24 protein-coding genes are annotated in these 24,339 nt (G+C 58.3%); 11 read left to right on the top strand and 13 right to left on the bottom strand.

The annotated features are described in order from the left end of the window. The first annotated feature begins 20 nt into the window (after nucleotides 1–20). From FHP24_RS21655 to FHP24_RS21635, 5 genes are read left to right on the top strand one after another with little or no spacing between them, the layout of a single operon-like run. Nucleotides 21–1,448 (top strand): M20 family metallopeptidase, encoded by a 1,428-nt coding sequence (locus FHP24_RS21655; RefSeq protein ID WP_139678306.1) that lies wholly within the window; start codon nucleotides 21–23, stop codon nucleotides 1,446–1,448. Then, the gene (locus FHP24_RS21650; protein ID WP_139678305.1) at nucleotides 1,445–2,164 is read left to right on the top strand and encodes an ABC transporter permease; all 720 of its coding nucleotides are present in this window, start codon (nucleotides 1,445–1,447) and stop codon (nucleotides 2,162–2,164) included. The genes FHP24_RS21655 and FHP24_RS21650 overlap by 4 nt, the downstream gene beginning before the upstream one ends. Continuing rightward, nucleotides 2,164–2,886, top strand: coding sequence for an ABC transporter permease (locus tag FHP24_RS21645; RefSeq protein ID WP_139678304.1), 723 nt, complete (start codon nucleotides 2,164–2,166; stop codon nucleotides 2,884–2,886). Before FHP24_RS21650 ends, FHP24_RS21645 begins: the two co-directional genes overlap by 1 nt. Beyond that, nucleotides 2,883–3,665, top strand: coding sequence for an ABC transporter ATP-binding protein (locus tag FHP24_RS21640; protein ID WP_394344654.1), 783 nt, complete (start codon nucleotides 2,883–2,885; stop codon nucleotides 3,663–3,665). The genes FHP24_RS21645 and FHP24_RS21640 overlap by 4 nt, the downstream gene beginning before the upstream one ends. Nucleotides 3,666–3,712: 47 nt before the next feature. Further along, complete coding sequence (locus FHP24_RS21635) at nucleotides 3,713–4,549, top strand: transporter substrate-binding domain-containing protein (RefSeq protein WP_180356082.1); 837 nt, start codon at nucleotides 3,713–3,715, stop codon at nucleotides 4,547–4,549. Nucleotides 4,550–4,708: 159 nt separating this feature from the next. Here FHP24_RS21635 and FHP24_RS21630 read toward each other — a convergent pair whose 3' ends face one another. From FHP24_RS21630 to bglB, 7 genes are all read right to left on the bottom strand, one after another. Next, nucleotides 4,709–5,548 carry a D-hexose-6-phosphate mutarotase gene (locus FHP24_RS21630; RefSeq protein WP_139678302.1) on the bottom strand — a complete coding sequence of 280 codons (840 nt, stop codon included), beginning with the start codon at nucleotides 5,546–5,548 and terminating at the stop codon, nucleotides 4,709–4,711. Nucleotides 5,549–6,032: 484 nt separating this feature from the next. Beyond that, nucleotides 6,033–7,292, bottom strand: a complete 1,260-nt coding sequence (locus tag FHP24_RS21625) for an ABC transporter substrate-binding protein (RefSeq protein ID WP_139678301.1) — start codon at nucleotides 7,290–7,292, stop codon at nucleotides 6,033–6,035. Between the two features lie 54 nt (nucleotides 7,293–7,346). Further along, entirely contained in the window at nucleotides 7,347–8,462 is a 1,116-nt protein-coding gene (locus FHP24_RS21620; RefSeq protein ID WP_139678300.1) for an ABC transporter ATP-binding protein, read from the bottom strand. A gap of 4 nt (nucleotides 8,463–8,466) precedes the next feature. Continuing rightward, entirely contained in the window at nucleotides 8,467–9,375 is a 909-nt protein-coding gene (locus FHP24_RS21615; RefSeq protein WP_139678299.1) for a carbohydrate ABC transporter permease, read from the bottom strand. Nucleotides 9,376–9,377: 2 nt separating this feature from the next. After that, nucleotides 9,378–10,262, bottom strand: a complete 885-nt coding sequence (locus FHP24_RS21610) for a carbohydrate ABC transporter permease (RefSeq protein ID WP_139678298.1) — start codon at nucleotides 10,260–10,262, stop codon at nucleotides 9,378–9,380. Next, entirely contained in the window at nucleotides 10,259–11,653 is a 1,395-nt protein-coding gene (locus tag FHP24_RS21605; RefSeq protein ID WP_139678297.1) for a family 4 glycosyl hydrolase, read from the bottom strand. Before FHP24_RS21605 ends, FHP24_RS21610 begins: the two co-directional genes overlap by 4 nt. A gap of 96 nt (nucleotides 11,654–11,749) precedes the next feature. After that, nucleotides 11,750–12,838, bottom strand: a complete 1,089-nt coding sequence (gene bglB / locus FHP24_RS21600; RefSeq protein ID WP_342782352.1) for a beta-galactosidase BglB — start codon at nucleotides 12,836–12,838, stop codon at nucleotides 11,750–11,752. Between the two features lie 289 nt (nucleotides 12,839–13,127). Here bglB and kdgR point away from each other — a divergent pair, with 289 nt between their 5' ends. After that, nucleotides 13,128–13,916: a DNA-binding transcriptional regulator KdgR gene (kdgR, locus tag FHP24_RS21595; RefSeq protein ID WP_139678296.1), complete on the top strand. Its 789-nt coding sequence runs from the start codon at nucleotides 13,128–13,130 to the stop codon at nucleotides 13,914–13,916. 41 nt (nucleotides 13,917–13,957) lie between these two features. Here the strand turns inward: kdgR and FHP24_RS21590 are convergent, their stop codons facing one another. Beyond that, nucleotides 13,958–15,190: a M24 family metallopeptidase gene (locus FHP24_RS21590; protein ID WP_139678295.1), complete on the bottom strand. Its 1,233-nt coding sequence runs from the start codon at nucleotides 15,188–15,190 to the stop codon at nucleotides 13,958–13,960. A gap of 264 nt (nucleotides 15,191–15,454) precedes the next feature. Here FHP24_RS21590 and FHP24_RS21585 point away from each other — a divergent pair, with 264 nt between their 5' ends. The 5 genes from FHP24_RS21585 to FHP24_RS21565 all read left to right on the top strand — a co-directional run bounded on the left by FHP24_RS21585 (nucleotide 15,455) and on the right by FHP24_RS21565 (nucleotide 20,398). Beyond that, nucleotides 15,455–16,936, top strand: a complete 1,482-nt coding sequence (locus FHP24_RS21585) for an ABC transporter substrate-binding protein (RefSeq protein WP_139678294.1) — start codon at nucleotides 15,455–15,457, stop codon at nucleotides 16,934–16,936. A gap of 81 nt (nucleotides 16,937–17,017) precedes the next feature. Further along, nucleotides 17,018–17,992, top strand: coding sequence for an ABC transporter permease (locus FHP24_RS21580; protein WP_281287465.1), 975 nt, complete (start codon nucleotides 17,018–17,020; stop codon nucleotides 17,990–17,992). A 104-nt stretch (nucleotides 17,993–18,096) separates the two neighbouring features. Further along, nucleotides 18,097–18,846, top strand: coding sequence for an ABC transporter permease (locus tag FHP24_RS21575; RefSeq protein ID WP_394344655.1), 750 nt, complete (start codon nucleotides 18,097–18,099; stop codon nucleotides 18,844–18,846). Continuing rightward, on the top strand, nucleotides 18,843–19,652 hold the full coding sequence (locus FHP24_RS21570) for an ATP-binding cassette domain-containing protein (RefSeq protein ID WP_139678292.1): 810 nt from the start codon (nucleotides 18,843–18,845) through the stop codon (nucleotides 19,650–19,652). Before FHP24_RS21575 ends, FHP24_RS21570 begins: the two co-directional genes overlap by 4 nt. Further along, on the top strand, nucleotides 19,649–20,398 hold the full coding sequence (locus tag FHP24_RS21565) for an ABC transporter ATP-binding protein (RefSeq protein ID WP_139678291.1): 750 nt from the start codon (nucleotides 19,649–19,651) through the stop codon (nucleotides 20,396–20,398). The genes FHP24_RS21570 and FHP24_RS21565 overlap by 4 nt, the downstream gene beginning before the upstream one ends. A gap of 23 nt (nucleotides 20,399–20,421) precedes the next feature. Here the strand turns inward: FHP24_RS21565 and FHP24_RS21560 are convergent, their stop codons facing one another. From FHP24_RS21560 to FHP24_RS21540, 5 genes are all read right to left on the bottom strand, one after another. Next, a complete protein-coding gene (locus FHP24_RS21560; RefSeq protein WP_139678290.1) occupies nucleotides 20,422–20,817 on the bottom strand; it encodes a hypothetical protein in 396 nt (131 codons plus the stop codon). Nucleotides 20,818–20,914: 97 nt separating this feature from the next. Next, the gene (locus FHP24_RS21555; RefSeq protein ID WP_139678289.1) at nucleotides 20,915–21,109 is read right to left on the bottom strand and encodes a hypothetical protein; all 195 of its coding nucleotides are present in this window, start codon (nucleotides 21,107–21,109) and stop codon (nucleotides 20,915–20,917) included. Between the two features lie 235 nt (nucleotides 21,110–21,344). Next, a complete protein-coding gene (locus FHP24_RS21550; protein ID WP_139678288.1) occupies nucleotides 21,345–22,589 on the bottom strand; it encodes a trans-sulfuration enzyme family protein in 1,245 nt (414 codons plus the stop codon). Between the two features lie 107 nt (nucleotides 22,590–22,696). Beyond that, complete coding sequence (locus tag FHP24_RS21545; protein WP_139678287.1) at nucleotides 22,697–23,551, bottom strand: ABC transporter permease subunit; 855 nt, start codon at nucleotides 23,549–23,551, stop codon at nucleotides 22,697–22,699. Next, nucleotides 23,548–24,339 (bottom strand): taurine ABC transporter ATP-binding protein, encoded by a 792-nt coding sequence (locus tag FHP24_RS21540; RefSeq protein WP_139678286.1) that lies wholly within the window; start codon nucleotides 24,337–24,339, stop codon nucleotides 23,548–23,550. Before FHP24_RS21540 ends, FHP24_RS21545 begins: the two co-directional genes overlap by 4 nt.

The raw sequence follows: 24,339 nt of genomic DNA, 5'->3' as shown, positions 1-24,339 counted from the left end.
TCAACAAAAGATCGCAGCGCATGAAGAACTCCGACGCCGTATGGGAACTGATCGACAAGAAAGCTCCCGACTACGCCCGCTTAAGTGATAAGGTCTGGGATACGCCGGAAGTGAATTACGAGGAGTTTTCCTCAAGCGAGGCGCATTTGGCGCAGCTTGCTGCTGAAGGATTTCGCATTACCCGCAATGTCGCAGGCATGCCGACGGCAGTGATGGGCGAAGCCGGCGAAGGCGGCCCGGTGATCGCCATTCTTGGTGAATACGACGCCCTGCCCGGCCTCAGTCAGGAAGCTGGCGTCGCCGAGGAACGCCCGCTGATTGCCGGCGGTCACGGCCATGGCTGCGGTCACAACCTGCTTGGTTCCGGCTCGCTGCTGGCAGCGGCAGCGGTGAAGGATTATCTGGCCGCCAACAACCTGCCCGGACGTGTCCGTTATTATGGCTGCCCGGCGGAAGAAGGCGGTTCATCCAAAGGGTTCATGGTTCGCGCCGGCGTGTTCGATGATGTTGACATTGCCATCTGCTGGCATCCGGCCGCCTTTGTCGGCGTTAATAACCCGGTCTCGCTCGCCTGCAATGAGTTGAACTTCTATTTCTCCGGCCGCGCCTCTCATGCCGCGGCAACGCCTCATCTCGGGCGCTCCGCTCTCGACGCCGTCGAACTGATGAATGTCGGCGTCAATTATCTGCGCGAACACATGCCTTCGAGCGCGCGCGTCCACTACGCCGTCACGGATACCGGTGGCAACGCACCCAATGTCGTGCAGGCCCGCGCCACAGTCCGTTATCTCGTGCGCGCCCGTGACCTGCCGGACCTTCTCGAACTCGTCGAGCGCGTCAAGGATGTCGCGACAGGCGCGGCACTGATGACCGGCACGACAGTCAGGAACGAGATCATCAGCGGTGACGCCAACCTCGTCGGCAACACGCCGCTCGAAACCCTGATGCACGGCCATATCGAGCGTATCGGTCTGCCGGATTTCGATGATGCTGATCGCGCCAAGGCGGCCGAATTCCAAAAGACGTTCACGCCGGCCGACATCAAGTCCTCCTTCCAGCGTTTTGGTCTTAAGCCCCGTCCCGGCGTATCGCTTTGCGACCTCATTTTCCCGCCGGAAAGCGGCGATACGTCGATCGTCGGCTCCACCGATGTCGGCACCGTCAGCTGGGTGGTTCCGACCGTGCAGGTACGCGGCGCGACCTATGCGATCGGCACGCCCGGCCATTCCTGGCAGCTGGTCGCACAGGGCAAACTGCCGGCGGCCCACAAGGGCATGACCCATGCTGCCAAGGTGATGGCCTCGACAGCTGCCGATCTGTTTGCCAATCCGGAACGGATTGCCGAGGCAAAAGCGGATTTTGCCTTCCGGCTGGAAGGTACGCCCTTCGTCAACCCGATCCCGGATGACGTCGATCCTCCGATCCCGCCCGTCCAGGATGCTGCATGACACAGCCTTCTTTCCTTGATCTGATCGGCAGCGGGCCGGATGGCTGGGGGCCTGCCCTTGCCGCCGGCGCACTGATGACGATCCTGATCGCGTTGGCCGGTTATGCCATCGGTATGGTGTTCGGCGCATTGGGCGCATGGGCAAAAATCGCCGGCGGTCCTATCTCCCGTAGCGTTGCCGGCACCTACACCACCGTGCTGCGTGGTATTCCCGACCTTCTGGTCATCTATCTTTTCTATTTTGGCGGCAGCACGGCCATTTCCGCAGTGGGCCATCTTTTCGGTGCAAGCGGCTTTATCAGTTTTCCTGGCTTTCTTGCCGGAGCATTGGCCGTTGGCGTCACCTCGGGCGCGCAGCAGACGGAAGTCTTTCGCGGTGCTTACAAGGCGGTTCACTCGGGAGAGCTTGAAGCCGCCATTGCCTGCGGCATGTCCCCTTTCCTGCGCTTCAGCCGTATCATCGCGCCGCTGACGCTGCGTTATGCTTTGCCCGGCATGGGCAATGTCTGGCAGATCGTGCTGAAAGAATCCGCTCTGGTGTCGATAACCGGTGTGGTCGAGTTGCTGCGCCAGTCGCAGATCGGCGCCGGCTCCACCGGTCGGCCCTTCGACTTCTACTTCATCGCCGCCATGATCTATCTCGCCATCTCGACCCTATCGGGTGCGCTGCTGCAGTTCGGCGAAAAGCGGTTCACCCGCGGTGTTCGGAGGGGCTGATGGATTTCGTTTTTCTCTATGAGACTTTTATCACGCTGATCTCGGCCATTCCGATGACGCTGCAACTGGCTGCAACGTCGGTGGCGCTGGGAACCGTTCTGGCACTCGGGTTGGCGCTGTGTCGCGTCTCCGGCATTGCCCCGCTCAACTGGCTTGCCCGCGCCTATATCTTCATCTTTCGCGGCACGCCGCTGCTCGTGCAGATTTTTCTGATCTATTATGGCCTCAGCCAATTCCGCGGCGTGCGCCGCAGCATGTTCTGGTTCATCCTGCGCGACCCCTATTGGTGCGCGATCATCGCACTGATGTTGTGCACCGCCGCCTATTCCGCAGAAATCATCCGCGGCGGCCTGCTTTCCGTGCCGCATGGTCAGGTGGAAGCGGGACGCGCATGCGGCATGTCGCGTTTTCTGGTGTTCCGCCGGATCGTGATACCACTCGCAATTCGCCAGTCGCTGCCAGCTTACTCCAACGAAATCATCTCCATGGTGAAGGCGACGTCGCTTGCCTCGATCATCACCATCATGGAGATAACCGGCGTCGCAGCGAAACTGATTTCCGAAACCTACCGGGCGATCGAAGTGTTCATCGTTGCAGGCGCGATCTATCTCGCCATCAACTTTCTGCTGACCCGCATCGTCGTGCTGATCGAATACCGCCTGAGCCCGCATCTACGACAAGCGCCCGCCCTGCAGCCCGTTGCGGCAGGAGAAATGAGATGACTGCGATGACACCCATCACCACCACCCCGGCGATCGAAGTCCGCGGGTTGCGCAAGAGTTTCGGCCCGATCGAAGTGCTGAAAGGCATCGACCTGACAGCCCATGAAGGTGAAGTCATCTCGATCCTCGGCTCATCGGGTTCCGGCAAATCGACCATGCTTCGCTGCATCAACATGCTGGAAACGCCCGATGCCGGCGATATCAGCGTGGCCGGCGAAAAGATCGGCCTCAAGCGTGACGCGAAGGGCCACGGACAGGTTGTTGACCGCAAACAGGTACAGCGCATTCGCTCCGAACTCGGAATGGTCTTCCAGAGCTTCAATCTCTGGTCGCACAAGACGGTAATCGAAAATATCATCGAAGCGCCGATCCATGTGCAGAAACGGCCGAAAGCGGAAGCCATTGCGGAAGCCGAGGCATTGCTCGAAAAAGTCGGCATTGCCGACAAGCGAAATCATTATCCGGCGCATCTTTCCGGCGGTCAGCAGCAGCGTGCAGCGATTGCGCGTGCGCTCGCAATGCGCCCCAAGGTGATGCTGTTCGACGAACCGACATCGGCCCTTGATCCGGAACTGGTCGGGGAAGTGCTGCGTGTCATGCGTTCGCTGGCCGATGAGGGCCGCACCATGCTGGTCGTCACCCATGAAATGGCCTTTGCGCGCGACGTTTCCAGCCGGGTGATTTTCCTCCACCAGGGCGCCATTGAGGAACAGGGCAGCCCTGGGGAGATGTTCACCAATGCGCAGTCGGAACGCTTTCGAAAATTCATCAGTGCCTGATGACCAGGATAAACCCAACAAGGAGACGGGGAACTACAATGACATTCATGAAAACACTGGCTGCCGGCATGTTCGCAGCGGTTACACTTGCGACCGGCGCTTTCGCGCAGGAAAAGACGGAAATCACCATCGCCACTGAGGGCGCATTTCCTCCCTATAACCTGACCAAGCCGGACGGCACACTGGACGGCTATGACGTCGAACTGGCGCATTATCTCTGCGACCATATGAAGATCAAGTGCACGATCGTCGCGCAGGCTTTCGACGGCATGATCCCTGCCCTCAACGCCGGCAAGTTCGACGCCATCATGGCCGGAATGTCGGCCACCGAAAAGCGCAAGGAAGTCATCGATTTCTCGATGTCCTACGGCAGCACGGGCCAGGCTTTTGCAGTTCTGAAGGATAGCGACCTTTCCAAAATGCCGCTGAAGGATGCTCTCTTTTCACTCGCCAGCAACGAGGAAGGCGCTCGCAAAGCCGTCGAGGAACTGAAGCCGCTGCTGAAAGGCAAGATTATCGGCGTGCAGACCGCATCGATCGCCTCGCGCTTCATCGATGAATACCTCAAGGATACGGTCGAAAAGCGCGAGTACAAGACCACTGAACAGCATGACCTCGACCTGCTTGCGGGTCGCGTCGATGTGATCATGGCCTCCATGGGTTACTTGAAGACCGCCGCTGAAAAGCCGACCAACAGCGACATGGAAATTGTCGGCCCGCGCTTCCAGGGTGGTTTCCTCGGCGCCGGCAGCTCGGTCGGCCTGCGCAAGAGCGACACCGCGCTGAAGGCCAAGTTCGACGAAGCGATCACCGCCGCCAAGGCTGACGGTACGTTGAAGACCCTATCGATGAAGTGGTTCGGCTTCGACCTGACCCCGCAATAAGCTTTGCATCCGACAATAAAGGGGCCGCGGATATCGCGGCTCCGCGATCAGCGCGGCGATCGATGCTCATCACGCCGCTTATGTTCGCTTTTCTGATTTCCCAAGCACCGTTCGATCAGGCTGCGCCGGCTGATCGGTAACAATGCTCAAGCGGATTCATCAATCGCCTTGAATATCCGTTATTTTTTGGACTCCGCGCCATGTCGCTCCAGGAGCGAGAGAGATAGGGATATCAATGGCCGCCGCCTCGATGCAGACGAAATGTCTCCAGGCGTCATCTGGGAGATCGGCTATTGTCGCGCAACGCTCCGGACCGGGATTCCATACGACCGTATCGGGCATTCCCTGCGCTGAGATAAGCAACCGGCGCTCACCTTCCTCCAGTGTCAGTTCATCCGTCGTGTTGTAATAGATGCGGTCGAGCGGACGGTCGATCAGCAATCGCTCGTTCGTTTCAGCAGCGATGACGTTATCCTTGAGCTTGTCCAGGTAACGAATGTTCTGCAAGCCGGCAATGCTGACGTTCTCGATTGCGGTCACACGGAAGTAGGTGTGGAGCGCCGCGGTGAAAGAGAAAACCTCGGATCCGGTATTCAGCACCGAAAAGGCAACTTCCAGGCTGCGATCGGTCAGCGTCACCTGAAGCTCGGCTTGGAAAGAATGCGGCCACAGCGCGCGCGTTTCGGGTGTGTCGGTAAGCTGTAACCGAGCGACCTCGGCTCCGTCGGCACCACTCGCGACCGGCGTCCACGTCTGGTTGCGGAAAAAGCCATGCAGCGGCAGATCACCGAGGGTGGAAAACTGCGGAAAGCAGATGGGCGCACCGCCACGTACGGAGCTACCAGGCGAAAAATCGGCAAGTTCAGAGAGATAGATGTTTTCCGTCCCTTTCGCGGACCGCCAAGAAGCCAGTTGGGCACCATGGTGCAGGACCGAGGCTGCAGCTCCTCCCGGCGTCGCCAAATGCAGTGTGGCGGGATCTTGTTGAAACGAATTCATGACGTTCTTTCTTCGATAGCGTCGCACCGCGAGATGGTTGGCGCGGATTTTGTTGCGGCAGGCTCATGCCCTTGGGTAAGCGGCGGTTCGTCACGAACCCATCAATGAAATGGGAGGCTTTCCTGACGGTTAGGGATAACTGTGTTTCGAGCAGCTCGGTCACATCACAGGTACGGCCTATCGACGACGACTTTCGCCCTAACGCTGACGTTCTCCTCGACACCCAAAGTGATGTAGGAACGTCGAAAATAACAACATGCCATATGTGGTCAATCCAATGAAGGCCGCTGGCTTGACCTTTGGTAACCATGCGGCGTTATTACGTTTTTGATCTTGAGGTGGTGCTACCACGCGGGGCGAGCCGCCGCGCCGAGCGCCCTATGTGGAAGCGCTATCTTCGGGAGTAGGATAAGCGCCCAACCGACTGCCAAGCCGTAGAAGTCAAAAAAAGGCCCATGCCTTTCGGCATGGGCCTTTGCAATGATCAGAGACGGCGAAGCGCCTTGGTCAGTCCGTCAACGATTTCCTGGCCGGCTTCGTCGGCTGTCAGCTGGCCATAGGCAAACTGCTCGATAACATCCTTAAACAATTCCTGCACAGTCGGATGTTCGATCAACGGAGACATGACGGGTCCCGTTGCTGCAGCAACGATCTTTGCGCCCTCGAGACGCTCAGGTGTCAGCTTCCCTGCCGCTTCCAGCGTTGCCTTGGCGATTGCCGAAGCCGGCAGGCCGCGGCTGTCACCAAGTATCAGGATCGCATCCTTGTCGTTCAGCAGGCAATTGATGACCTGGGCTGCAGCTTTCGGGTCCTTCGAATGTTTGGAGATCGAAAAGACCATGGACGGCTTTTTGTAGACGCCATCGGACTTCGCACCCTTGATTTGTAGCGGAGCTGCCGGCACCAGCTTCCCGACCGTCAGCGGATCATTATATTTCGAATAGGTCGAATCCCAGAAATAAGTGCCGCCGATCCTGCCCGATACCCAGGCCGGGTCGTCAAAAATCTCGATATTGCCAACACCCGCGGCATCCTTGGCGGAGCGCACGATGCCGTTATCCACCATCCACTGGTAATGCTTGAGCGCGCCGGCAATATCCTCGGCCGTCCAGGCAAGCTCATTGGTACCGGGCTTGACGAATTCCTGGCCGGAAATCTGCGCTGTAAAGGCTTCGATCATCAGCATCAGGATGACGCGGGTGCTATCGAATGGGTAAAGGCCCTGGGGATTCAGCTTCTTGGCTGCGGCAGCAAGATCATCCCAGCTTTTCGGCGTGTCGATCCCTGCCTTTTTGTAGATTTCATCGTTGAAATAATAGGTGGCGCCGGTCACGGAGACAGGCAACCCGTTCAGCTTGCCTTTGATTGTGGCAGGCGCGAGCTGGCTATCATTCCACTGGGTCAGGTCAAGTTCGCCAGCGAACTGCTTGAGGTCGGCGAACCCGGTACCATCCTTGGAGAACTGGAAGAGCCATGGCCAGTCTACCTGGATGATATCGGCCTCGGTGCTGCCGGCCATCTGCGTCATCAGCTTTTCCAGATAACCTTCAAAGCCGGCAAACTCCGCCTTGACCTTATGCCCGGTCTTGCCCGTGCAGTATTCCAGCGCCTTTTGCGTGGCGACATGGCGACCATCGCCTCCCCACCAGGACATGCGCAAATCCGCTGCCGCCGCGAAGTTTGTCGCGACCACGGATGCAGCCAATGTTAGAGACAGAACATTCAGTATCGATTTCTTTCTCATGATGCGTTTTCCTCCTGAAACCCTGCATCGGTGACATGGTCGTCAGTCGCACCCTCAGGCGAGGCTGACGTTCAGACCGCTTGTGCGGTCGAAGATGAAAACCCGTTCCTCTTCCGGGCGAATACGAATGGCGCCATCGACATTCGCCTTGCGGAAATCCTCGACGGGTAGGACGATGGTAAAACGCTGGCCGCCAATGCTGATATGAACATCCACCTCATGGCCGAGGAAATCCGCCTTGCTGACCTTTGCTACCAGCGCGTGCTCACCCGCTTCCGCCAGACGGAAATGCTGCGGCCTCACGCCGAAGGTGACATCGCCGGCGGTACCGGCTTCCAGGCGTCCTGCGAGATTGTCTCCAAACTGTATCGACTGGTCACCGAAGGTTACCACCGGCCCGCTCTCGCCCTGGCTGAGCGTGGCATTAACGAGGTTCATTTCCGGCATGCCGATAAACCCTGCGACGAAGGCATTTGCCGGTCGGGCATAGAGCGTTTCGGGATCGTCCACCTGCATGATGCGGCCGTCCTTCATGACGCAGATCCGATCCCCCATGGTCATCGCCTCGACCTGGTCATGGGTCACGTAGACGACAGTCGATGACTGCCCCTGTTCCTTCAATCGACGATGCAGATCGGTGATGCGAACGCGCATGGATGCGCGCAGCTTGGCATCGAGGTTGGAAAGCGGCTCGTCGAACAGGAATACTTCCGGTTTTTTGATCAGCGCACGGCCCAGCGCCACACGCTGCGCCTGACCGCCGGAAAGTTGCTTGGGCAAGCGGTCGAGCAGCGGTTCGATTTCCAGCACTTCGGCCACTTCCGCGACACGCTTTGCAATCTCTTCCTTATTCTCGCCGGCAAGTTTAAGCCCGAAGGAGAGGTTCTTGCGGACCTTCATATGCGGATAGAGCGCATAGTTCTGGAACACCATGGCAATACCGCGGTCCCCCGGCGGCAGGTTGTTGACCACCCTTTCACCGATGGTGATGTGGCCACCGGAGACCGTTTCCAGTCCGGCAATCATACGCAGCGTCGTCGACTTGGCGCAGCCGGAGGGACCGACCAGGACCATGAACTCGCCGTCCTTGACGTCGAGATTGATGCCATGGAGTGCCTTCACGGTGCCGCTATAGACTTTTTCGAGGTTGCGGATAGTCAGTTGTGCCATTGGATTAACCCTTTACGCCACCAGCAGAGATGCCTTCGACGAAGTATTTCTGAGACATGAAGAACACCAGCAATGACGGCAGAAGCGTCAGGACTGACATGGCAAGGATACGGTTCCATTCGAACGACTCAGCGGTGTCGATCGACAGCTTGAGAGCCAGTGAAACAGGAAACTTTTCGACCGAGGAGATGTAGATCAAGGGGCCGAGAAAATCGTCCATGGTCCACATGAACTGGAACAGCCCCACGGAGATCATCGCAGGCACCAGCATCGGCACGACCACATAGATCAGCGCCTGGAAGCTGGTGGCACCGTCCACGCGTGCCGCTTCTTCCATGTCACGGGGAATGGACCGCAGGAACTGCAACAGCAGGAAGACGAAGAAGGCATCACCGGCAAAAGCGGACGGCACCCAGAGCGGCAGGTAACTGTCGAGCCAGCCAAGTTCGTTGAAGAGCATGTATTGCGGGATGCGGGTAACCACGTTCGGCAAAAGCAGCGTGCCGATCACGGCGGCGAACAGGATCTTCTTGCCGGGAAAGTCGAAACGGGCAAACCCGTAGGCGACCACCGTGCACGAAATCACCGTGCAGATTGTCTTCGGCGCGATGATCAGAAACGTGTTCCAGAAGAAGCGGCCGAACGTGTAGGGCGTCGAGGTCTGCCAGCCTTCGGCATACCCGTCCATTACCGGGTTCGTGGGCATGAAACCGACGCCGCCAAAAATTTCCTCGTTGGTCATGAAGCTCGCGCCGACCAGCCAGATCAACGGATAAAGCATGATGAGGCCGACAATCGTTAGGATGGTATAGCGGATGGCAAGCGAGATGTTTTCACGGCGCTTCTGTGCGGCCAGATACCGTTCGGCCTCTTCGATGGCCTTGTCGTCGGAGTGAATGATACTGTCACTCATGGTCAGCTCCTCTTGTCGCCGGCGTAATAGACCCAGTATTTCGACGACCAGAAGGCGATCAGCGTCAACGCCATGATAACTGTGAACAGCACCCAGGCGATGGCGGAGGCATAACCCATGTCGAATTTCTTGAAGGCCATTTCATAGATGTAAAGCGGCAGCAGATAGGTGGACTTCAGCGGGCCGCCGCTGGTGATCACATAAGGTCCGTTGAACTCCTGGAAGGCTTGAACCATCTGCATGATCAGGTTGAAGAAGATCACAGGCGTCAGAAGCGGCAGGGTGACGGCGAAGAAGGCTCGCCAGGGTTTTGCGCCGTCGATGGCCGCGGCCTCGTAGAGTGACTTGTCGATCGACTGAAGTGCAGCGAGAAAGATGACCATGGCCGAACCGAACTGCCAAAGACGCAGAAGCGTGATGGTGAACAGTGCAGTGCCGGGATTGCCGAACCAGTTGATGGCTTTGAAACCTAGTCCAGTCAAAACCATGTTGACCATGCCAACATCGGCAAACATGTAGCGCCACAAAACCGCGACGGCGATCGAGCCACCAAGAATGGAAGGCACATAATAGGCGGTGCGGAAAAAACCGATGCCCTTGAGCTTGGCGTTAAGGATACTGGCGATAAAAAGCGCGAACGCGAGTTTCAACGGCACGGTCAGCGCCACAAAGAGCATCGTCACCTTGAACGAGCGGGCAAACGTGCGGTCGCTCGTCAGAATGTCGGTGTAATTTTGCAGTCCGACAAAATCCATTCCCTGCATCAGCCGGTAATCGGTAAACGACAGATAGAGCGATCCGAGGAATGGTATGGCCGTGAAGACCAAGAGGCCGATCAGGTACGGTAGAACGTACCAGAAGCCGAGAAGTCGACTGTCGCCACTCATGCAGATAGCCTCCTGAGGTTCTCCGGCAGGCGCCCGGCAGTTGCGGCAACCATGGCTCGGAACAGTTTTGCGGCACGGTCCTGCCCCAGCGGAACAACCAACGGATCGGAGAGGAACAGGCCTTCGAGCGTCGCGCCATCACTGGCGAGCACCGCTTTCAGCACTGCGTTCTGGCGTTCCGCATGCGGCTTAACCAAAGCCTCAACGGCGGCCGGCAAACGGCCGGCATGGATCGGGCGCACGCCATGACCGGAGAACAGCACATTGGTCTCGACGATTGTACCCGGCGCAAATCCTTCCATCTGCCCGGTATTGGGCATATTGGCATTGACGATCAGCGTTTCGCCGCGTGTCAGTGCCCGGATCTGCCCCACAAGAGCCTCTTCGGATACGGCTCGCAGCGGCGGTACCTCGCTGGCGGTTTCTGCTGTACGTGCATCTTCCCGGCGCTTCGCCTGGTCGCGACGGCGCCAGTCCACAGGCGTGAGGCCAAAGCCCCATTCTCCAGCGTGGCCGAGATACCAGCTCGACGGTAGAAATTCGGCAAGATGCCGATCACCTGCCGCCGCGGCGATGCCGAAGCGCGCCGCGAGATCGAACTTGACCCGGTTGACATCCTCGAAATAGCGCTGGAATTCATCAGCCGGATCGAGTGGCACGGCCCTCCATCCTTTCGCGCGGTTTTCTGCAGCGAAACTCAGATAGTCCGGCAACCAGTCACGGCCGCCCACAAAGGCGCGATCGACCCAGGTGAAATGGTTGATGCCTAGAACATTGGCCTGCACGTCACGAAAGTCGTAGCGGATCGAACCTTCCGCACGATTGGCAAGCCAGGCTATGATGTGGCGCAGTTTGGTGACCTCATGGCACTCGCCCCAGGCCCTGATTTCGGGAAAGGCTGCGTAAAGTGCGCCGGTCAACACCGACATCGGGTTTGTGAGATTGCAGACATAGGCCTTGGGCGCATAAGTCCGGATAGCTTCAGCGATTTCCGCCATGGCCGGGATTGCCCGCATGGCGCGCACCAGGCCACCCGGCCCGACCGTGTCACCCACCGACTGGATGATGCCCTCGGATTCCGGTAGTTCAATATCCTTGGCCATATCATCGAACGAACCCGGTAGGATCGATACGACGACAAAATCCACTCCCCTTAGCGCCGAAGCGATTGTCTCGCTTGCCGTGTAGCGGATCGAAAGCCCGTGGGCTTCGGAGAGGCGATTGCCGATCGCGGCATTACGCTTTGCAGCCTCCAGATTGAGGTCGAACAGACGGATTTCACCGGCAACCGTGCGGTCATGCACGAGATCGGCCATCAGCACCTGGGCCCAGTTCAGCGAACCGCCACCGATATAAGCTAATGTAATTTCAGAAACAGATTGCGAAGACATGCTTTCCTCCTCCTAAAAGGACAGCGTCCACCGGTCCGGCGCCAGCGCCGGACGTATGACAAGGTCATAAAATTCCCGGCAAAACCGGGTGGGTCGTTAAATGTAGGAACGAAGATATTCCGACAGGCAGAGGATCGCCATCGCCTGCCCATACGGCATCGCCGTCAGCTTTATCTGGCGGTAATAATCGAGATCCGCCCCCATGGCCGTGCCGAAGGAGGTATTTTGCAATTCACCGGCCGCATCGATATGGCCGATCACGCCCTGCACGGCGCGCTCCGCGACGGCCAAATATTCCGGTCCGAGGTAACGCTTGCGCACGGCCTTCATCAACCCGTAGCCGAAACCGGCAGCCGCCGAGGATTCCACATAGCTCTGCGGATCATTGATCAGCGTGTGCCACAGACCAGATGACGACTGGTGCTCTGCAAGCGTTTCCGCCTGGCGCTTCAGGGTCGAAATCAGATGGCGGCGGAATGCATCGCCTTCCGGCAGGTCGAGCAGATCGAGAAATTCCGGAATGGCAATGGTGATCCAGGAATTGCCACGCGCCCACAGCGCCTCTGCAAAATTATGCTTGTCCTCGAAGGTCCAGCCATGGAACCAGAGACCGGTCTTCCGATCGGCAAGATACTGGGTGTGAATGAGGAACTGGTATTTCGCCTCTTCCACATAATCCGGCCGATTGAGCAGCAGGCCGATTTTGGCGAGCGGCATGACGCTCATCATCAGCGTGTCATCCCACATCTGCTGATAATTGACGTTATTATAAACGATGTGCTGAATGCCACCTTCGCTCGTACGCGGCATCTCATGCATCACCCATTCCGCCCAGGTTTCCAGATAAGGCTTCCAGGCGGGATTGGGGTTGAGCTCATATAGGCATGCAAGCGTCAGGAACGGGCAGACAGTGTTGACGTTCTTGGTCGGAGTGCCTTCAGCAAGACGCTGATCGAACCACGATGTAATAATGTCGAGCGCCTTCTGATCGCCGGTCTGCTGCCAGTAATTGAAGAGGCCGTAAAGTCCGATCCCGTGGGTCCATTCCCAACCAGCCCAGCCCTTGGTGTCGATCACCCGGCCGTCTTCCAGGCGCAGCAGAAATTCGCCCGTCTTGTCCTCAATGGCGACGAGATTGTCGGCAAGCCGCTGGATAAGACCCACAACTTCTTGTTTGGGCGCCACAAAACTCTTCTGCCGCAGGAGCGCATGCATAGTCAAAGCCACTTCCCTCCAGTGCCGCCGGGCCTCCTTGCCCGAACGCGAAATCGGAACACGATTTCATTCTTGAAATGAAGGAAGCATACAAAAAAATGGAATGCAATGGGTGCTCAAATTTTATCGCACCAAACCTTTCAAACGGCAAGAACAAAGCGTTTTAGCCGAATTTGTCGAGTTTTTCTAGATATTTGACGCGACTTGACAACGCGCGACAATATTTTCAGAATGCAATTCTATTTTTTTGGAGTTACCGATGTCCGACGCTTCTCGCAATAAATCAGACAATGTCGCTGCGGTCCTTAAAGTCTTTTCGGTGCTCGAAACGCTGGCGGAAGAAGGTCGCTCGAGTCTCGGCGATATTGCGCAGAGAGCCATGACCTCCAAGGCCACCACGCACAGATTGTTGCAGACCATGGTCGATCTTGGTTATGCCGAGCAGGAGGAAGAAACTGAAAAATACCGGCTGACACTGAAACTGTTCGGGCTGGGTGCGCGCACGCTACGCGGACAGACACATCTGCTGCAGGTAGCCGACCGCGCCATGGGCATGCTTTCACGCGAGACCGGCGAGTCCATCAATCTCGGCGTGATGGACGAACGAGAACAGCGCGTCGCATACATCCATAAATACGACAGTGCCTACAGCCTTTCGATGAACTCGCCGCTCGGCAAACGTAACCCGCTGCACAGTACCTCCCTTGGCAAGGCGCTTCTGGCCTATCGCGATGAAACAGAGATCGCCGACCGCCTATCGAAAATGACGTTCGAGAAGCTGGCGCCGAAAACGATCACGGACGTTGAGACGCTGCGCGAACAATTGATCCGTGTCCGCGAGGACGGTTACTCGGAAGAATTGGAGGAAAGCGAAGTGGGTGTGCGCTGTATGGCCGTGCCGATCCGCGACCACCTTGGGAAGTCGATCGCAGCGATCAGCATTTCGTTCCCGCTGTTCCGTTTCGATCCGGCGCGCAAATCCACTTATGTGCGGATCCTGCTGGAAGCCGGGCAGATGGCCTCGAAAAGCCTTGGCTTCAGCGGCTGATCCAGCAGCATTTGAAGTGTGACATTACTGATGCACCGGCCTCAAGCCTCGGATACATCGACTAATCTGCGCGGCAGACTGTTCATGCACTCGACGCCATCGGCCGTGACAAGAAACTGGTCCTCGATCATCAGCGCGCCGAGCCCCTGACCATAGAACGGCGCTTCCAGCGCAACGACCATGTTCGCCTCGATGACTTCCGGATTGTCGGCTGAAAAGAACGGCCATTCCTCGATACCGACGCTACCACCGACCGAATGACCGAAATGGCCGCGATAATATTCGCCAAAGCCGTCCTTGCGCATCGATTGCAACATGGCGGCATGGATTGCGCCAAAGGTATTTCCGGGGCGAATCTGTTCTAGCCCGGCCTCAAATGCGCTCTCGAGGGCCTTGAAGACCTCGGTCGCAAGACCTGATGTTCGACCAAACGTGAATGTGCGCGCACCATCGGAAGAATAGTCCTCTACGAGCGTTCCGACATCCGCTTTGATAAGCGCGCCTGGCGTTACAAGCGCCGCCATATCGGAAAGGTCTGCCCCGACCGAAATGTAATCCCAATGACCGCTGAGAGAAAAACTGCCCTCGGCGGCCGCGGACTGCGCGCCGGCCTTCCATGCGGCCGAAAGCGCTGGAAGCGACACACCCGGCCTGATTGCCTGCGCCATATATCTCAAGCCCGCTTCCGCAGCTTGGGAGGCACGGCGCAGGCGTTCTATTTCGAGCGGAGTTTTTACCGCCCGCAAACGCCGCAACACCGTCGAACCATCCAGCCATTCGGTCTCTGGCAGCGCAGTTTTCAAAGCCTCGAAATCGGCCGCGGGCATGAATTCGAGATCGACGCCGATGCGCGCTTTCGAAAGACCACGATCGTGAAGAAGTTCGCACAGAAGGCGGAAGACTGCAGACCTGTCGAATGTTTCGGGGCGCGGCCCACCAAGGTCGAAACGCCGATAGGCGTCGTCGATCTGCGTCACCGTTTCGGCGCCTGTCACGTCGAGCATATCGATCCATATGCGATGGGTGCGTACATCAACTTCGGGTGCCAAGCGTCGCACGGTGGCGGCGGCATGATCGCTGACCACAGCTGCAAGATCGGCATCCACCTGCGCCGGCACGAGTGCAACCGCAGCCCCTGCCCGGCCCCACATGGTAGCGACGCCGGCCGGCGCGCCGACAGCGTAACGAAAAGCTTCCGGCTGGAAAAGCACAAGCGCGTCGATGCCGGCGTCAGTCATCAGACGGTTTGCCCGCTGCCTGTCGATATCACTCATTGTCTGTTCCAATCCATGATCTGTGTGAAGGACTTAATCGGAGTGATGGCGAAGTTCCAGCGCTGGAACAAAATTCTTCAGTGCCTCCTCTGGCGGAGCAGCGCATTCTCTTCAAGTTCATTTTTTTGCCCTCGCCGCCCTTCCGATGAATCGGTACTAGGCTATTCTTCGCAACATGTGTGATGGCCGGAATGGCCGGTGAATTGGAGTTTCAAGATGAGTGGTTTGACGACCCGTACGGGCTCAACCCTGGAGAGCAGACAAATGCGTGCTCGCACAGCACTTGCAGCGATCCTTATCGGCGCGCTGGCCGCCGGATCTGCACTGGCTGCGGATTTCGATGCGGACGCCACGATCAATATCGGGTCGCTCTACGAGCCGCAGAACCTCGACAACACGGCCGGCGCCGGCCAGGGTATCAACGAGGCCTTCAACAACAATGTCTACGAAGGGCTCTTCCGTCTTGCCGATTCAGGCGAAGTTGAACCGGTTCTGGCCAAGGATTTCAAGGTCAGCGACGACGGCTTGACTTACACATTCACCCTGCAGCCGAGTGTAAAATTCCATTCCGGTGAGCCGCTGACCTCCAAGGATGTGAAATTCTCGATCGAACGCGTCACTTCAGCGGAATCGAAAAGCTCGCGCAAGAACAGCCTGAAGCCGATCGCCGGCATCGAGACGCCGGATGATGCGACCGTCGTTATCAAGCTGTCGTCGCGTTCCATCTCCCTGCCCTACAATCTCAGCTATGTCTGGATCATCAACGATACCGCCACCAATCTGACCGCGACCGAAGACGGTACCGGACCTTATGAGCTGGCAGACTGGCGTCGCGGTTCGTCGCTGGCGCTGACCCGGTTCGACGGCTATTGGGGCCAGAAGCCAAGCAATGGCGACGTCGTCTTTCAGTATTTCACCGAGGCGACCGCCCTCAACAACGCGCTTCTGACCGGATCCGTCGATATCATCACCTCCGTGCAGAGCCCGGATTCGCTTGCCCAATTCAAGGACAATGCCGACTTCACGGTCGCGGAGGGCAAGTCGACCACCAAGCTGCTTCTGGCTTATAACGATCGCGTCGCGCCGTTCGACAACGTCAAGGTTCGCAAGGCGCTGGCCCGCGCGGTGGACGATGCAAAACTGCTGAAAGCCGTGTGGGGCGATTACGGCACGCTGATCGGCTCCATGGTGCCGCCGACCGACCCGTGGTTCATCGACCTGACCAAGACCGATGGCTATGACGTCGAAAGCGCCAAGGCGCTTTTGAAGGAGGCCGGTTACCAGGATGGTTTCTCCTTCACCATCGACACGCCGAATTACGATCCGCACCCGATCGCCGCGCAATTCCTGCAGGGCGAACTCGCCAAGATCGGCGTCAAGGTCAACATCAACGTCATCACCGCCAACGAATGGTATTCGAAAGTCTACAAGGCGCATGATTTCCAGGCGACCCTGCAAGAGCACGTAAACCACCGGGACATCGTGTTTTATGGCAATCCCGACTTCTACTGGGGTTACAACAACCCAAAAGTCGTCGACCTGATCAAGCAGGCCGAGGCCAGCACCACGACCGACGACCAGACAACCAAGCTGAAGGAAGCCAACACGATCATTGCCGAGGATGCGGCCAGCAACTGGCTTTACCTCTATCCGCAGATCGTGGTGTCGGCAAAGTCGGTTACCGGTTATCCGCTCAACGGCCTGAACGCACAGTTTTTCGCCGGCGGCATCAAGAAAGCCGATTGACCGTCATCTTGCTCTCGGCAAATCGAAAATCTGCGTTATAAGGCAGCCGCCCGGTTTTTCCGGGCGGCTTTTCCATGAAAGGTGCCGACCATTCTTTCCTATCTCTTGCGTCGTCTGGCCATCCTGCTGGTCTCGATCGTGATCGCGGCTGCCGTACTGTTCGTGCTGTTGCGTCTGCTGCCCGGCGATCCGGCCAATGCGCTGGTCTCGGTCGGCGCCGATCCCGAGCAGATCGAGGCCGCACGCCGGCAGGTGGGGTCTGACCTTTCGCTTTCGCAACAGTTTGTCCGCTTCGTTTCAAGCCTTGCCCGCTTCGATCTCGGAACATCCTTTGTCAGCCATGCGCCCGTTCTGCCTGAGATCGGCAAGCGTCTGGCCATCACCGTGCCGCTGACGCTGATGGCATTCGGGCTGGCGATCGCCATCGCACTGCCGCTCGGCATCATCGCAGCGGTGCGCGCCAATCGTTGGTACGGCTCGCTGATCTCCGTCGTGTCACAGCTCGGCATCGCCGTTCCAGTGTTCTGGATCGGCATTCTTCTGGTCACGGTGTTTGCCGTCAATCTCAGGCTTTTCCCCTCCGGCGGCTTTCCGCCGCGCGGCTGGGCACGACCGGACGCCGCATTCACCGCGCTGGTGCTTCCGGTCATTACCATCGCCATCGTGATGTCGGCATCGCTGATCCGTTATGTGCGCTCCGCCACGCAGGACGTGCTCGGCAGTGATTACCTGCGCACTGCCCGCGCGCTCGGCGCAAGGTTCCCCGAGGCGCTGATCCGCCACGGCATCCGCAATGCGTCTGTGCCGGTCATTTCCATCATCGGTATCGAGCTTGCCTCGACCCTGCTTGGAGCCGTCGTCGTCGAGCGCGTGTTTTCGCTGCCCGGTCTCGGTTCGATGCTGCTTCTGGGCATAGAACAACGCGATTATCCCAATGTGCAGGGCGTGCTGTTCATCTCCACACTTCTGGTCCTGCTGGTCGGATTTCTCGCCGATCTTGCCCAACGTCTGATCGATCCACGCCTGAGAGACCGTAGCGGGGGAGCGTCACGATGAGCGAAAGCACCATCATCATCGCCTCGGTCGAAGGCAAAAAACGGCGCTCGTGGACGTTCACGATTGGCGCCATCATCGTCGGCCTGCAAGTAGTGATCGGCCTGATGACCTTGATCTGGACGCCGTTCGATCCGTCCGCCATGTCGGGTGGGCGGCTGGGGGCTGCATCGCTCGTCCATCTCGCCGGCACAGACAGGCTCGGCCGTGACCTGTTTTCGCTGATCATGATCGGCTCGCGCATCGCCCTCACCGTCGGCAGCGGCGCAATCGTCATCGGCGGGCTGATCGGCATCACCATCGGGCTGCTCGCCGCTTTTGCCTCCAAGACGCTGGACGATGTGCTGGCCGCCGGTCTCGATATCCTGATTGCGTTTCCGACGTTGCTGCTTGCGATGCTGATCGTCGCATCCAGCGATGGTGCCAGCCTCACAACCGCGATCGTGGCAATCGGAATCGCCAATTCCGCCATCGTCGCGCGGCTGACACGTATCCTCGCCAAGCGCGTGCTTTCGATGGATTACATCACTGCGTCGCGGATTTCCGGCACGTCGTGGCTGGGTGTGGTGATGATCCATGTCCTGCCAAACATCTGGCCGACGCTGCTCGTCAATCTGGCACTGCAATTCGGGCTGGCCGTGATTGCCGAAGCATCGCTTTCCTATCTCGGCCTCGGCGCACCACCGCCAAACGCCTCATGGGGCCGGCTGCTGCAGGAAGCGCAGGCAACCGTCTATACCGCGCCGCTCGGGGCAATTGCGCCGGGTATCGCGCTCGTCTCGCTGGTGATCGGCATCAATCTTCTCGCCGACGGCCTGCGCGATCTCGCGGACCCAACCCGCAGGAGTCGCCGATGACCGCACTCCTCGACATCCATGATCTCGCCATCCGGACCGGGAGCAAGTCTCTAGTCGCAGACCTGTCGTTTTCCATCGCGGCCGGCGAACGGCTTGGGCTGATCGGCGAGTCCGGCTCCGGCAAATCGTTGACCGCGCTGGCCGCCATCGGTCTGCTGCCGGAAGCTCTGATGGCTTCGGGGTCCATCCTGCTCGACGGCCACCAGCTTGTTGGTGCATGCGACCGCGAGCTTGTGCCGTTGCGTGGCACCGCTGCCGCCGTCGTGTTTCAGGAACCGCTCACCGCGCTTGATCCGCTCGCCAGGATCGGCCGGCAGGTCGGCGAGGCCGTCAGGCGCCGCGCGAAACGCGATGGCGCCGCGACCGACAAGGCAAGCATTACCCGCGAAGTATTGTCCCTGCTCGACCAGGTCGCACTGCCCGACACAGGCCGCATTTTTAATGCCTGGCCACACGAGATTTCCGGCGGCCAGCGGCAACGTGCCGCCATTGCCATGGCGCTTGCCTGCAAACCCAAATTGCTGATCGCCGACGAGCCGACCACTGCACTGGATGTCACGACTCAAGCCGAGATTCTCGCGCTGCTCAAACGGCTCGTTCGCGAGCGTGACATGGCGCTGCTGTTCATCAGCCACGACTTGCCCGTCGTCGCTGGCACGGTGGATCGCGTGCTGGTGATGCAGCATGGCCGGATCGTCGAAACGGGCGCAGTCGCCGACGTGTTCGCACAGCCACAGCATCCCTACACGCAGAGCCTCGTCGTCGCCGCACGTGCATTCGACGACGCGCTGGAGATGACCGCATGAGCCTGATCGACGTTCGCAAGGTATCGTTTTCCTATACGCGCGCAAACAGCACGCTTCACGATGTCAGCCTCACACTGACGAAAGGCCGCAATCTCGGCATTGTCGGCGAATCCGGCTCCGGCAAGACGACGCTGCTGCGCATCTTGCTCGGCCTCAATCAACCGACCAGCGGCAGCGTCACGTTCGAGGACAATCTGCTCGATCTAAAGAACCGCCAATTGATGCGGCGCTTTCGCTCCAGCGTGCAGGCGGTTTTCCAGGATCCCTATTCATCGCTGGACCCGCGCCAGCGCATCTTCGACATGGTTGCCGAGCCGCTACGTTCGCTGGGCATCGAAGGCGACAGAAAGGCCGCCGTCATGCAGGCACTAGAGGCCGTCGGATTGACAGCCGATGCGGCCAATCGTTACCCGCATGAGTTTTCCGGCGGCCAGAGGCAGCGCATTGCGATTGCGCGTGCCATCATCTCGCAGCCGGATGTCATCCTTGCCGATGAGGTGGTCAGCGCGCTGGATCTTTCCACCCGCATCCGCATCGTCGAGCTGTTAAAGGAGCTGTCGCAGACGATCACATTCGTGCTCGTCTCGCATGATCTGAGCCTGGTGTCATCACTCTGCGAGGAGATGATCATTCTCGAACGCGGCCGCATCGTCGAAAGCGGCCGAACACGCGAAATCCTGTCGAGCCCAAGCCACAGCTACACGCAAAAACTGTTGGCGAGCATCCCGCGAATGCCCAGTTCGTAAACTGAGGTCGTCACAACAACCGCCTACTGCGCGGCATCTCCGACGTAGGGCGGTATAGCGGCTTTTAGCTGGCTCGGATCGAGCTCAGATCGCTGATCTTCCAATAGTCGTTTCCGGACGAGCACGCTCATCACCCGTGCTGCGGTCGAAAAGGCCATTTCGTCCAACGGTCCCTCGCCTTCCCATGGCTTCGTCAGCCTGTCGGCTACGCTGCCGACGATGTTGGCCGGCACAATATCCGAGCAGCCTTTCAGGGCTTCAAACACTTCCGATATTCTGACGGCGTGCTGCCCAAAACTAACTCTTGGTTCCTGAACGAAGATGCCCCAGTCCTCGAACTCGTGGAGGGCGTCACGAAAGAGATATTGCAGGGTGATCGGTGCATGTCCGTTTTGTAGGTCAGGCAAGGTCGAAGTCATGATTGTTCTCCCTTTTCGATCTTCAGAAAACTTCCGGTTGAAATACCGTAATTAGAGACGGGCCATTCAGTGCGGTGCCGTCAGATTGCCAGCCATTTCAACAGGGCAAATGAATTCCCCAATAGAAGCTTTCGGGATGCCTGGCTTCCGCCAATCGCTCGTCGTCCCGGGCTTCATCAAAATCGCGGCCAACTCGCTTTTCAGGCGGCTCTTCTATTTGCTGTGCTTCACGAGGCCGTGCCGAAAACGCAAAAAGGTCAAACCCAAATAAAGGCAGGCTGCTTGCAATCATGGTCACCTCCGCCACGTGGTCTTAATAACTTAAGATGCTCAGGCAGAAAGGCTTTATGGTCAACATTCTCTACAGAATTTGCGCACTATTATGCAGGCAATCTCTAGTAACGCCGTGCTTCAGAACGGGACGAGAGAGATTTCTGTTTTTTGCAAGCGATAAGCCTCGCCATCCACCCATCATGAGCGGCTCGCATGACGCATCGACGAACATGATGCCTCATGAAGGCCCACAATCAGCGTCGATCCCCGAGGGCCCCGGTTTGCTGACCTTCCTCGCCGAACGTGAGGTTAAGAGCAGCTGTAATGTCGGCGATGAGATCATCCGTATCCTCGAGCCCGATCGACAGGCGCAGATGACCGTATTTGCGAAACTCCTCCGGCCAACGGTCGGAGCCACCTCTCGCTGTTGCGCCAACGTGGACGATCAGGCTTTCATCATGTCCAAGTGAGACCGCCGAGGTAATAACCTTAAGGTTGGAGACGAAGCGGTTCTGCGTCGCAGGATCACCATCGACCGCAAACGCGATAACCGCGCCATATCCTCTCGTGCCGAACTGCCGCTTGGCGACATCGTGCTGCGGGTGGCTCGGCAACGACGGATGACGGACATATGCAACGCGCCGGTCGGAAGAAAGATACCGTGCGACGGCCTCAGCGGATCGACAATGTTGCGCCAGTCGCAAGGGCAGCGTCACCGATCCGCGCATGATCAGCCAGGCGTTGAACGGCGCGATGCTTCCCCCGACATCGACAAGAGCGTCGCCCTTGATGCGCTGAACGAGATCCTTCCGGCCGATGACGACGCCCCCCATCGCATCGCCGTGGCCGTTGATGTATTTCGTCAGCGAATGAATGACGAGATCGGCGCCACTTGCCAAAGGTCGAAACAAAGGCGGCGGGGTAAATGTCGAGTCGACGCTAAGAAGCACCCCGGCCTGCCGCGCAACAGATGACAAAGCTGCGATGTCGGAGACTTTCGTCGTCGGATTGGCAATCGTCTCGGTATGAATCAATTTCGTATTCGGCCGGATTGCTGCCTTGACTGCCTCGATGTCACTTACATCGACGAATGTGGCTTGGATCTGATAGCGCTGCGGAAGCAGTTCGGCAAAAAGCCGCCACACGGCCTCATAGGTTACGTCGCTGACGACGACGTGATCGCCAGTCTTCAGAAGCGTGAAGAATACGGCATGAAGAGCGGCGACACCGGTCGCGAAGACAGCTGCATCCTCGCCCTGCTCCATCGCGGCGAGTTTCTGCTGAAGTCGGATCTGGTTATAACCGGAATTTCTGGTGTAGAGCGCGATGCTGGTGTCGGACCAATCGACCTGCGAAGGGTCGTCCGGCAAATGATAGGAATTTGCCATAACGATTGGCGTCCGGATCGCCCCAGTCGAGGTATCTACCTCGTTGCCGCCATGTACTGCCAGAGTTTCAAAGGAAAGCGTGCTCGGGTCCTGTTTGTCGGGTCTTGCCATCGTCTTGCCAACTCCAATGTCTTCGCTGCGGCTCAACTAAGGCCGCAAAATTTAATAAAATATCTTGCCGTGCCCGTTATTACCGGGGCAAAAAGTCACGGAATTAGTCAGAGCCGGCCTTTCCAGGGCACAAGCAGCGCCTCGAGAAGACGAACGGCGAGGCCGAAGACAAACGCGCATGCAGCGATGATCAGAATACCGACAAACACGACATCCGTTGCGAGAAAATGCGAAGCCGACATGATCATGTAGCCGATGCCGCGATTGGAGGCGATCAGCTCCGCGGCCACCAGCGTGCTCCAGCCGACGCCGAACGCGATACGGATTCCGGTCAGGATTTCGGGCAATGCAGTCGGAAAAACGATGTCGCGGAAAAGCTGCAGGCGGCTTGCCCCCAGAGAGCGTGCGGCGTTCACCCGCTCGATCGGCAGGGACCGGACACCCGCCTGTGCCGAAAGGCAGATCGGTGCAAACATGGCAAGAACGAGCAACGTCACTTTCGAAGTCTCTCCGATGCCGAGCCATATGATCATCAACGGCAGATAGGCGAGCGGCGGCAAAGGCCAGTAAAATTCGATCGGTACGTCCAGAATGCCTTTTGCCCAGCGGCTCAGCCCCATCAGCAAACCGATGGGTATGGCGGCGGTTATCGCGATCGCGGCGGCCGTCAGAATGCGAAAAAGGCTTGCAGAAATATGCTCGCCAAGTGATGCACCCGCATAACCGTCGTTAAAGATGAGACGAAACTGGGTCAGCACGTCCTGAGGCGTCGGCAGGAAGAGACGCGGCACGACGGCGAGCCTGGCTGCGGTCCACCACGCGACAATGATAAGAAGTCCTGTGAGAATGCTGATCGCCAGGGTTCGGCTGCCGCTCGCGCCGAAACGTGTCATCTCGACAATGCGGGGTTCCTGCGCTTTCGGAACGGCGACCACCGACGCGGTTTCTACAATATCCGTCATTCCGCAGCGCTCCTTGCATCCTGCCCGCCATGCAAAAGCGTGCGGATATCTTCTCTCAAGTCGTTAAAGTCGGACGACGTCTTGATCGCCCGCGCATCTCCCGTCTCGGCAAATCTCTGTACGAAATCGAGATTGTAACGCGCCACGATCCGGCCAGGCCGCGGAGACATGACGATGACCTGGGTACCCAGGAAGAGTGCTTCCTCAACGGAATGCGTGATGAAGAATACCCGTTTACCCGTCTGTTTCCAAACGGTGACCAAAAGTTCCTGCATCTGTTCGCGCGTCATGCTGTCGAGCGCCCCGAAAGGCTCGTCCATCAGAAGAGTGTCCGGATCTGCCGCGAGCGCACGTGCGATGCCAACCCGCTGGCGCATGCCGCCGGAAAGCTCGTAGGGAAACGCCCTGGCGAAATCGCTCAAGCCAACCAGGTCCAGAAGCGCCTCGCAACGACGGGTCCGTTCGGCTTTCGAAACGCCCGCGAATTTCAGCCCGAGAGCCACGTTGTCGGTGACATTTTTCCAGGGAAACAACGTGTCCTTCTGGAAAACCACGCCGCGATCCGAGCCCGGTGCAGATACCGATCGTCCGTTTAGAGTGATCGCGCCTTCCGACAGTGGTAGAAAGCCTGCGATAGCGTTGAGCAATGTCGACTTTCCGCAACCGGATGCGCCCAGTGCGACGACGAAACCCTTCTCGGGAATGTCGAGCGAGACCTGATCCAGAGCATGGACGATGCGGCCCTGGTCGGTTTTGAAATAAACGCTCGCGCGTTCGATCTTGAGCAT

The sequence above is a fragment of the Aliirhizobium smilacinae genome, assembly GCF_006335145.1.
Classification (GTDB): Bacteria; Pseudomonadota; Alphaproteobacteria; order Rhizobiales; family Rhizobiaceae; genus Neorhizobium; species Neorhizobium smilacinae.
This window is presented reverse-complemented; position numbering and strand designations above follow the sequence as displayed.

Coding starts and splice junctions, on each gene's coding strand:
- FHP24_RS21655 (WP_139678306.1), top strand. CDS start 21: ATGAAGAACTCCGACGCCGTATGGGAACTGATCGACAAGAAAGCTCCC.
- FHP24_RS21650 (WP_139678305.1), top strand. CDS start 1,445: ATGACACAGCCTTCTTTCCTTGATCTGATCGGCAGCGGGCCGGATGGC.
- FHP24_RS21645 (WP_139678304.1), top strand. CDS start 2,164: ATGGATTTCGTTTTTCTCTATGAGACTTTTATCACGCTGATCTCGGCC.
- FHP24_RS21640 (WP_394344654.1), top strand. CDS start 2,883: ATGACTGCGATGACACCCATCACCACCACCCCGGCGATCGAAGTCCGC.
- FHP24_RS21635 (WP_180356082.1), top strand. CDS start 3,713: ATGAAAACACTGGCTGCCGGCATGTTCGCAGCGGTTACACTTGCGACC.
- FHP24_RS21630 (WP_139678302.1), bottom strand. CDS start 5,548: ATGAATTCGTTTCAACAAGATCCCGCCACACTGCATTTGGCGACGCCG.
- FHP24_RS21625 (WP_139678301.1), bottom strand. CDS start 7,292: ATGAGAAAGAAATCGATACTGAATGTTCTGTCTCTAACATTGGCTGCA.
- FHP24_RS21620 (WP_139678300.1), bottom strand. CDS start 8,462: ATGGCACAACTGACTATCCGCAACCTCGAAAAAGTCTATAGCGGCACC.
- FHP24_RS21615 (WP_139678299.1), bottom strand. CDS start 9,375: ATGAGTGACAGTATCATTCACTCCGACGACAAGGCCATCGAAGAGGCC.
- FHP24_RS21610 (WP_139678298.1), bottom strand. CDS start 10,262: ATGAGTGGCGACAGTCGACTTCTCGGCTTCTGGTACGTTCTACCGTAC.
- FHP24_RS21605 (WP_139678297.1), bottom strand. CDS start 11,653: ATGTCTTCGCAATCTGTTTCTGAAATTACATTAGCTTATATCGGTGGC.
- kdgR (WP_139678296.1), top strand. CDS start 13,128: ATGTCCGACGCTTCTCGCAATAAATCAGACAATGTCGCTGCGGTCCTT.
- FHP24_RS21590 (WP_139678295.1), bottom strand. CDS start 15,190: ATGAGTGATATCGACAGGCAGCGGGCAAACCGTCTGATGACTGACGCC.
- FHP24_RS21585 (WP_139678294.1), top strand. CDS start 15,455: ATGCGTGCTCGCACAGCACTTGCAGCGATCCTTATCGGCGCGCTGGCC.
- FHP24_RS21575 (WP_394344655.1), top strand. CDS start 18,097: ATGACCTTGATCTGGACGCCGTTCGATCCGTCCGCCATGTCGGGTGGG.
- FHP24_RS21570 (WP_139678292.1), top strand. CDS start 18,843: ATGACCGCACTCCTCGACATCCATGATCTCGCCATCCGGACCGGGAGC.
- FHP24_RS21565 (WP_139678291.1), top strand. CDS start 19,649: ATGAGCCTGATCGACGTTCGCAAGGTATCGTTTTCCTATACGCGCGCA.
- FHP24_RS21560 (WP_139678290.1), bottom strand. CDS start 20,817: ATGACTTCGACCTTGCCTGACCTACAAAACGGACATGCACCGATCACC.
- FHP24_RS21555 (WP_139678289.1), bottom strand. CDS start 21,109: ATGATTGCAAGCAGCCTGCCTTTATTTGGGTTTGACCTTTTTGCGTTT.
- FHP24_RS21550 (WP_139678288.1), bottom strand. CDS start 22,589: ATGGCAAGACCCGACAAACAGGACCCGAGCACGCTTTCCTTTGAAACT.
- FHP24_RS21545 (WP_139678287.1), bottom strand. CDS start 23,551: ATGACGGATATTGTAGAAACCGCGTCGGTGGTCGCCGTTCCGAAAGCG.
- FHP24_RS21540 (WP_139678286.1), bottom strand. CDS start 24,339: ATGCTCAAGATCGAACGCGCGAGCGTTTATTTCAAAACCGACCAGGGC.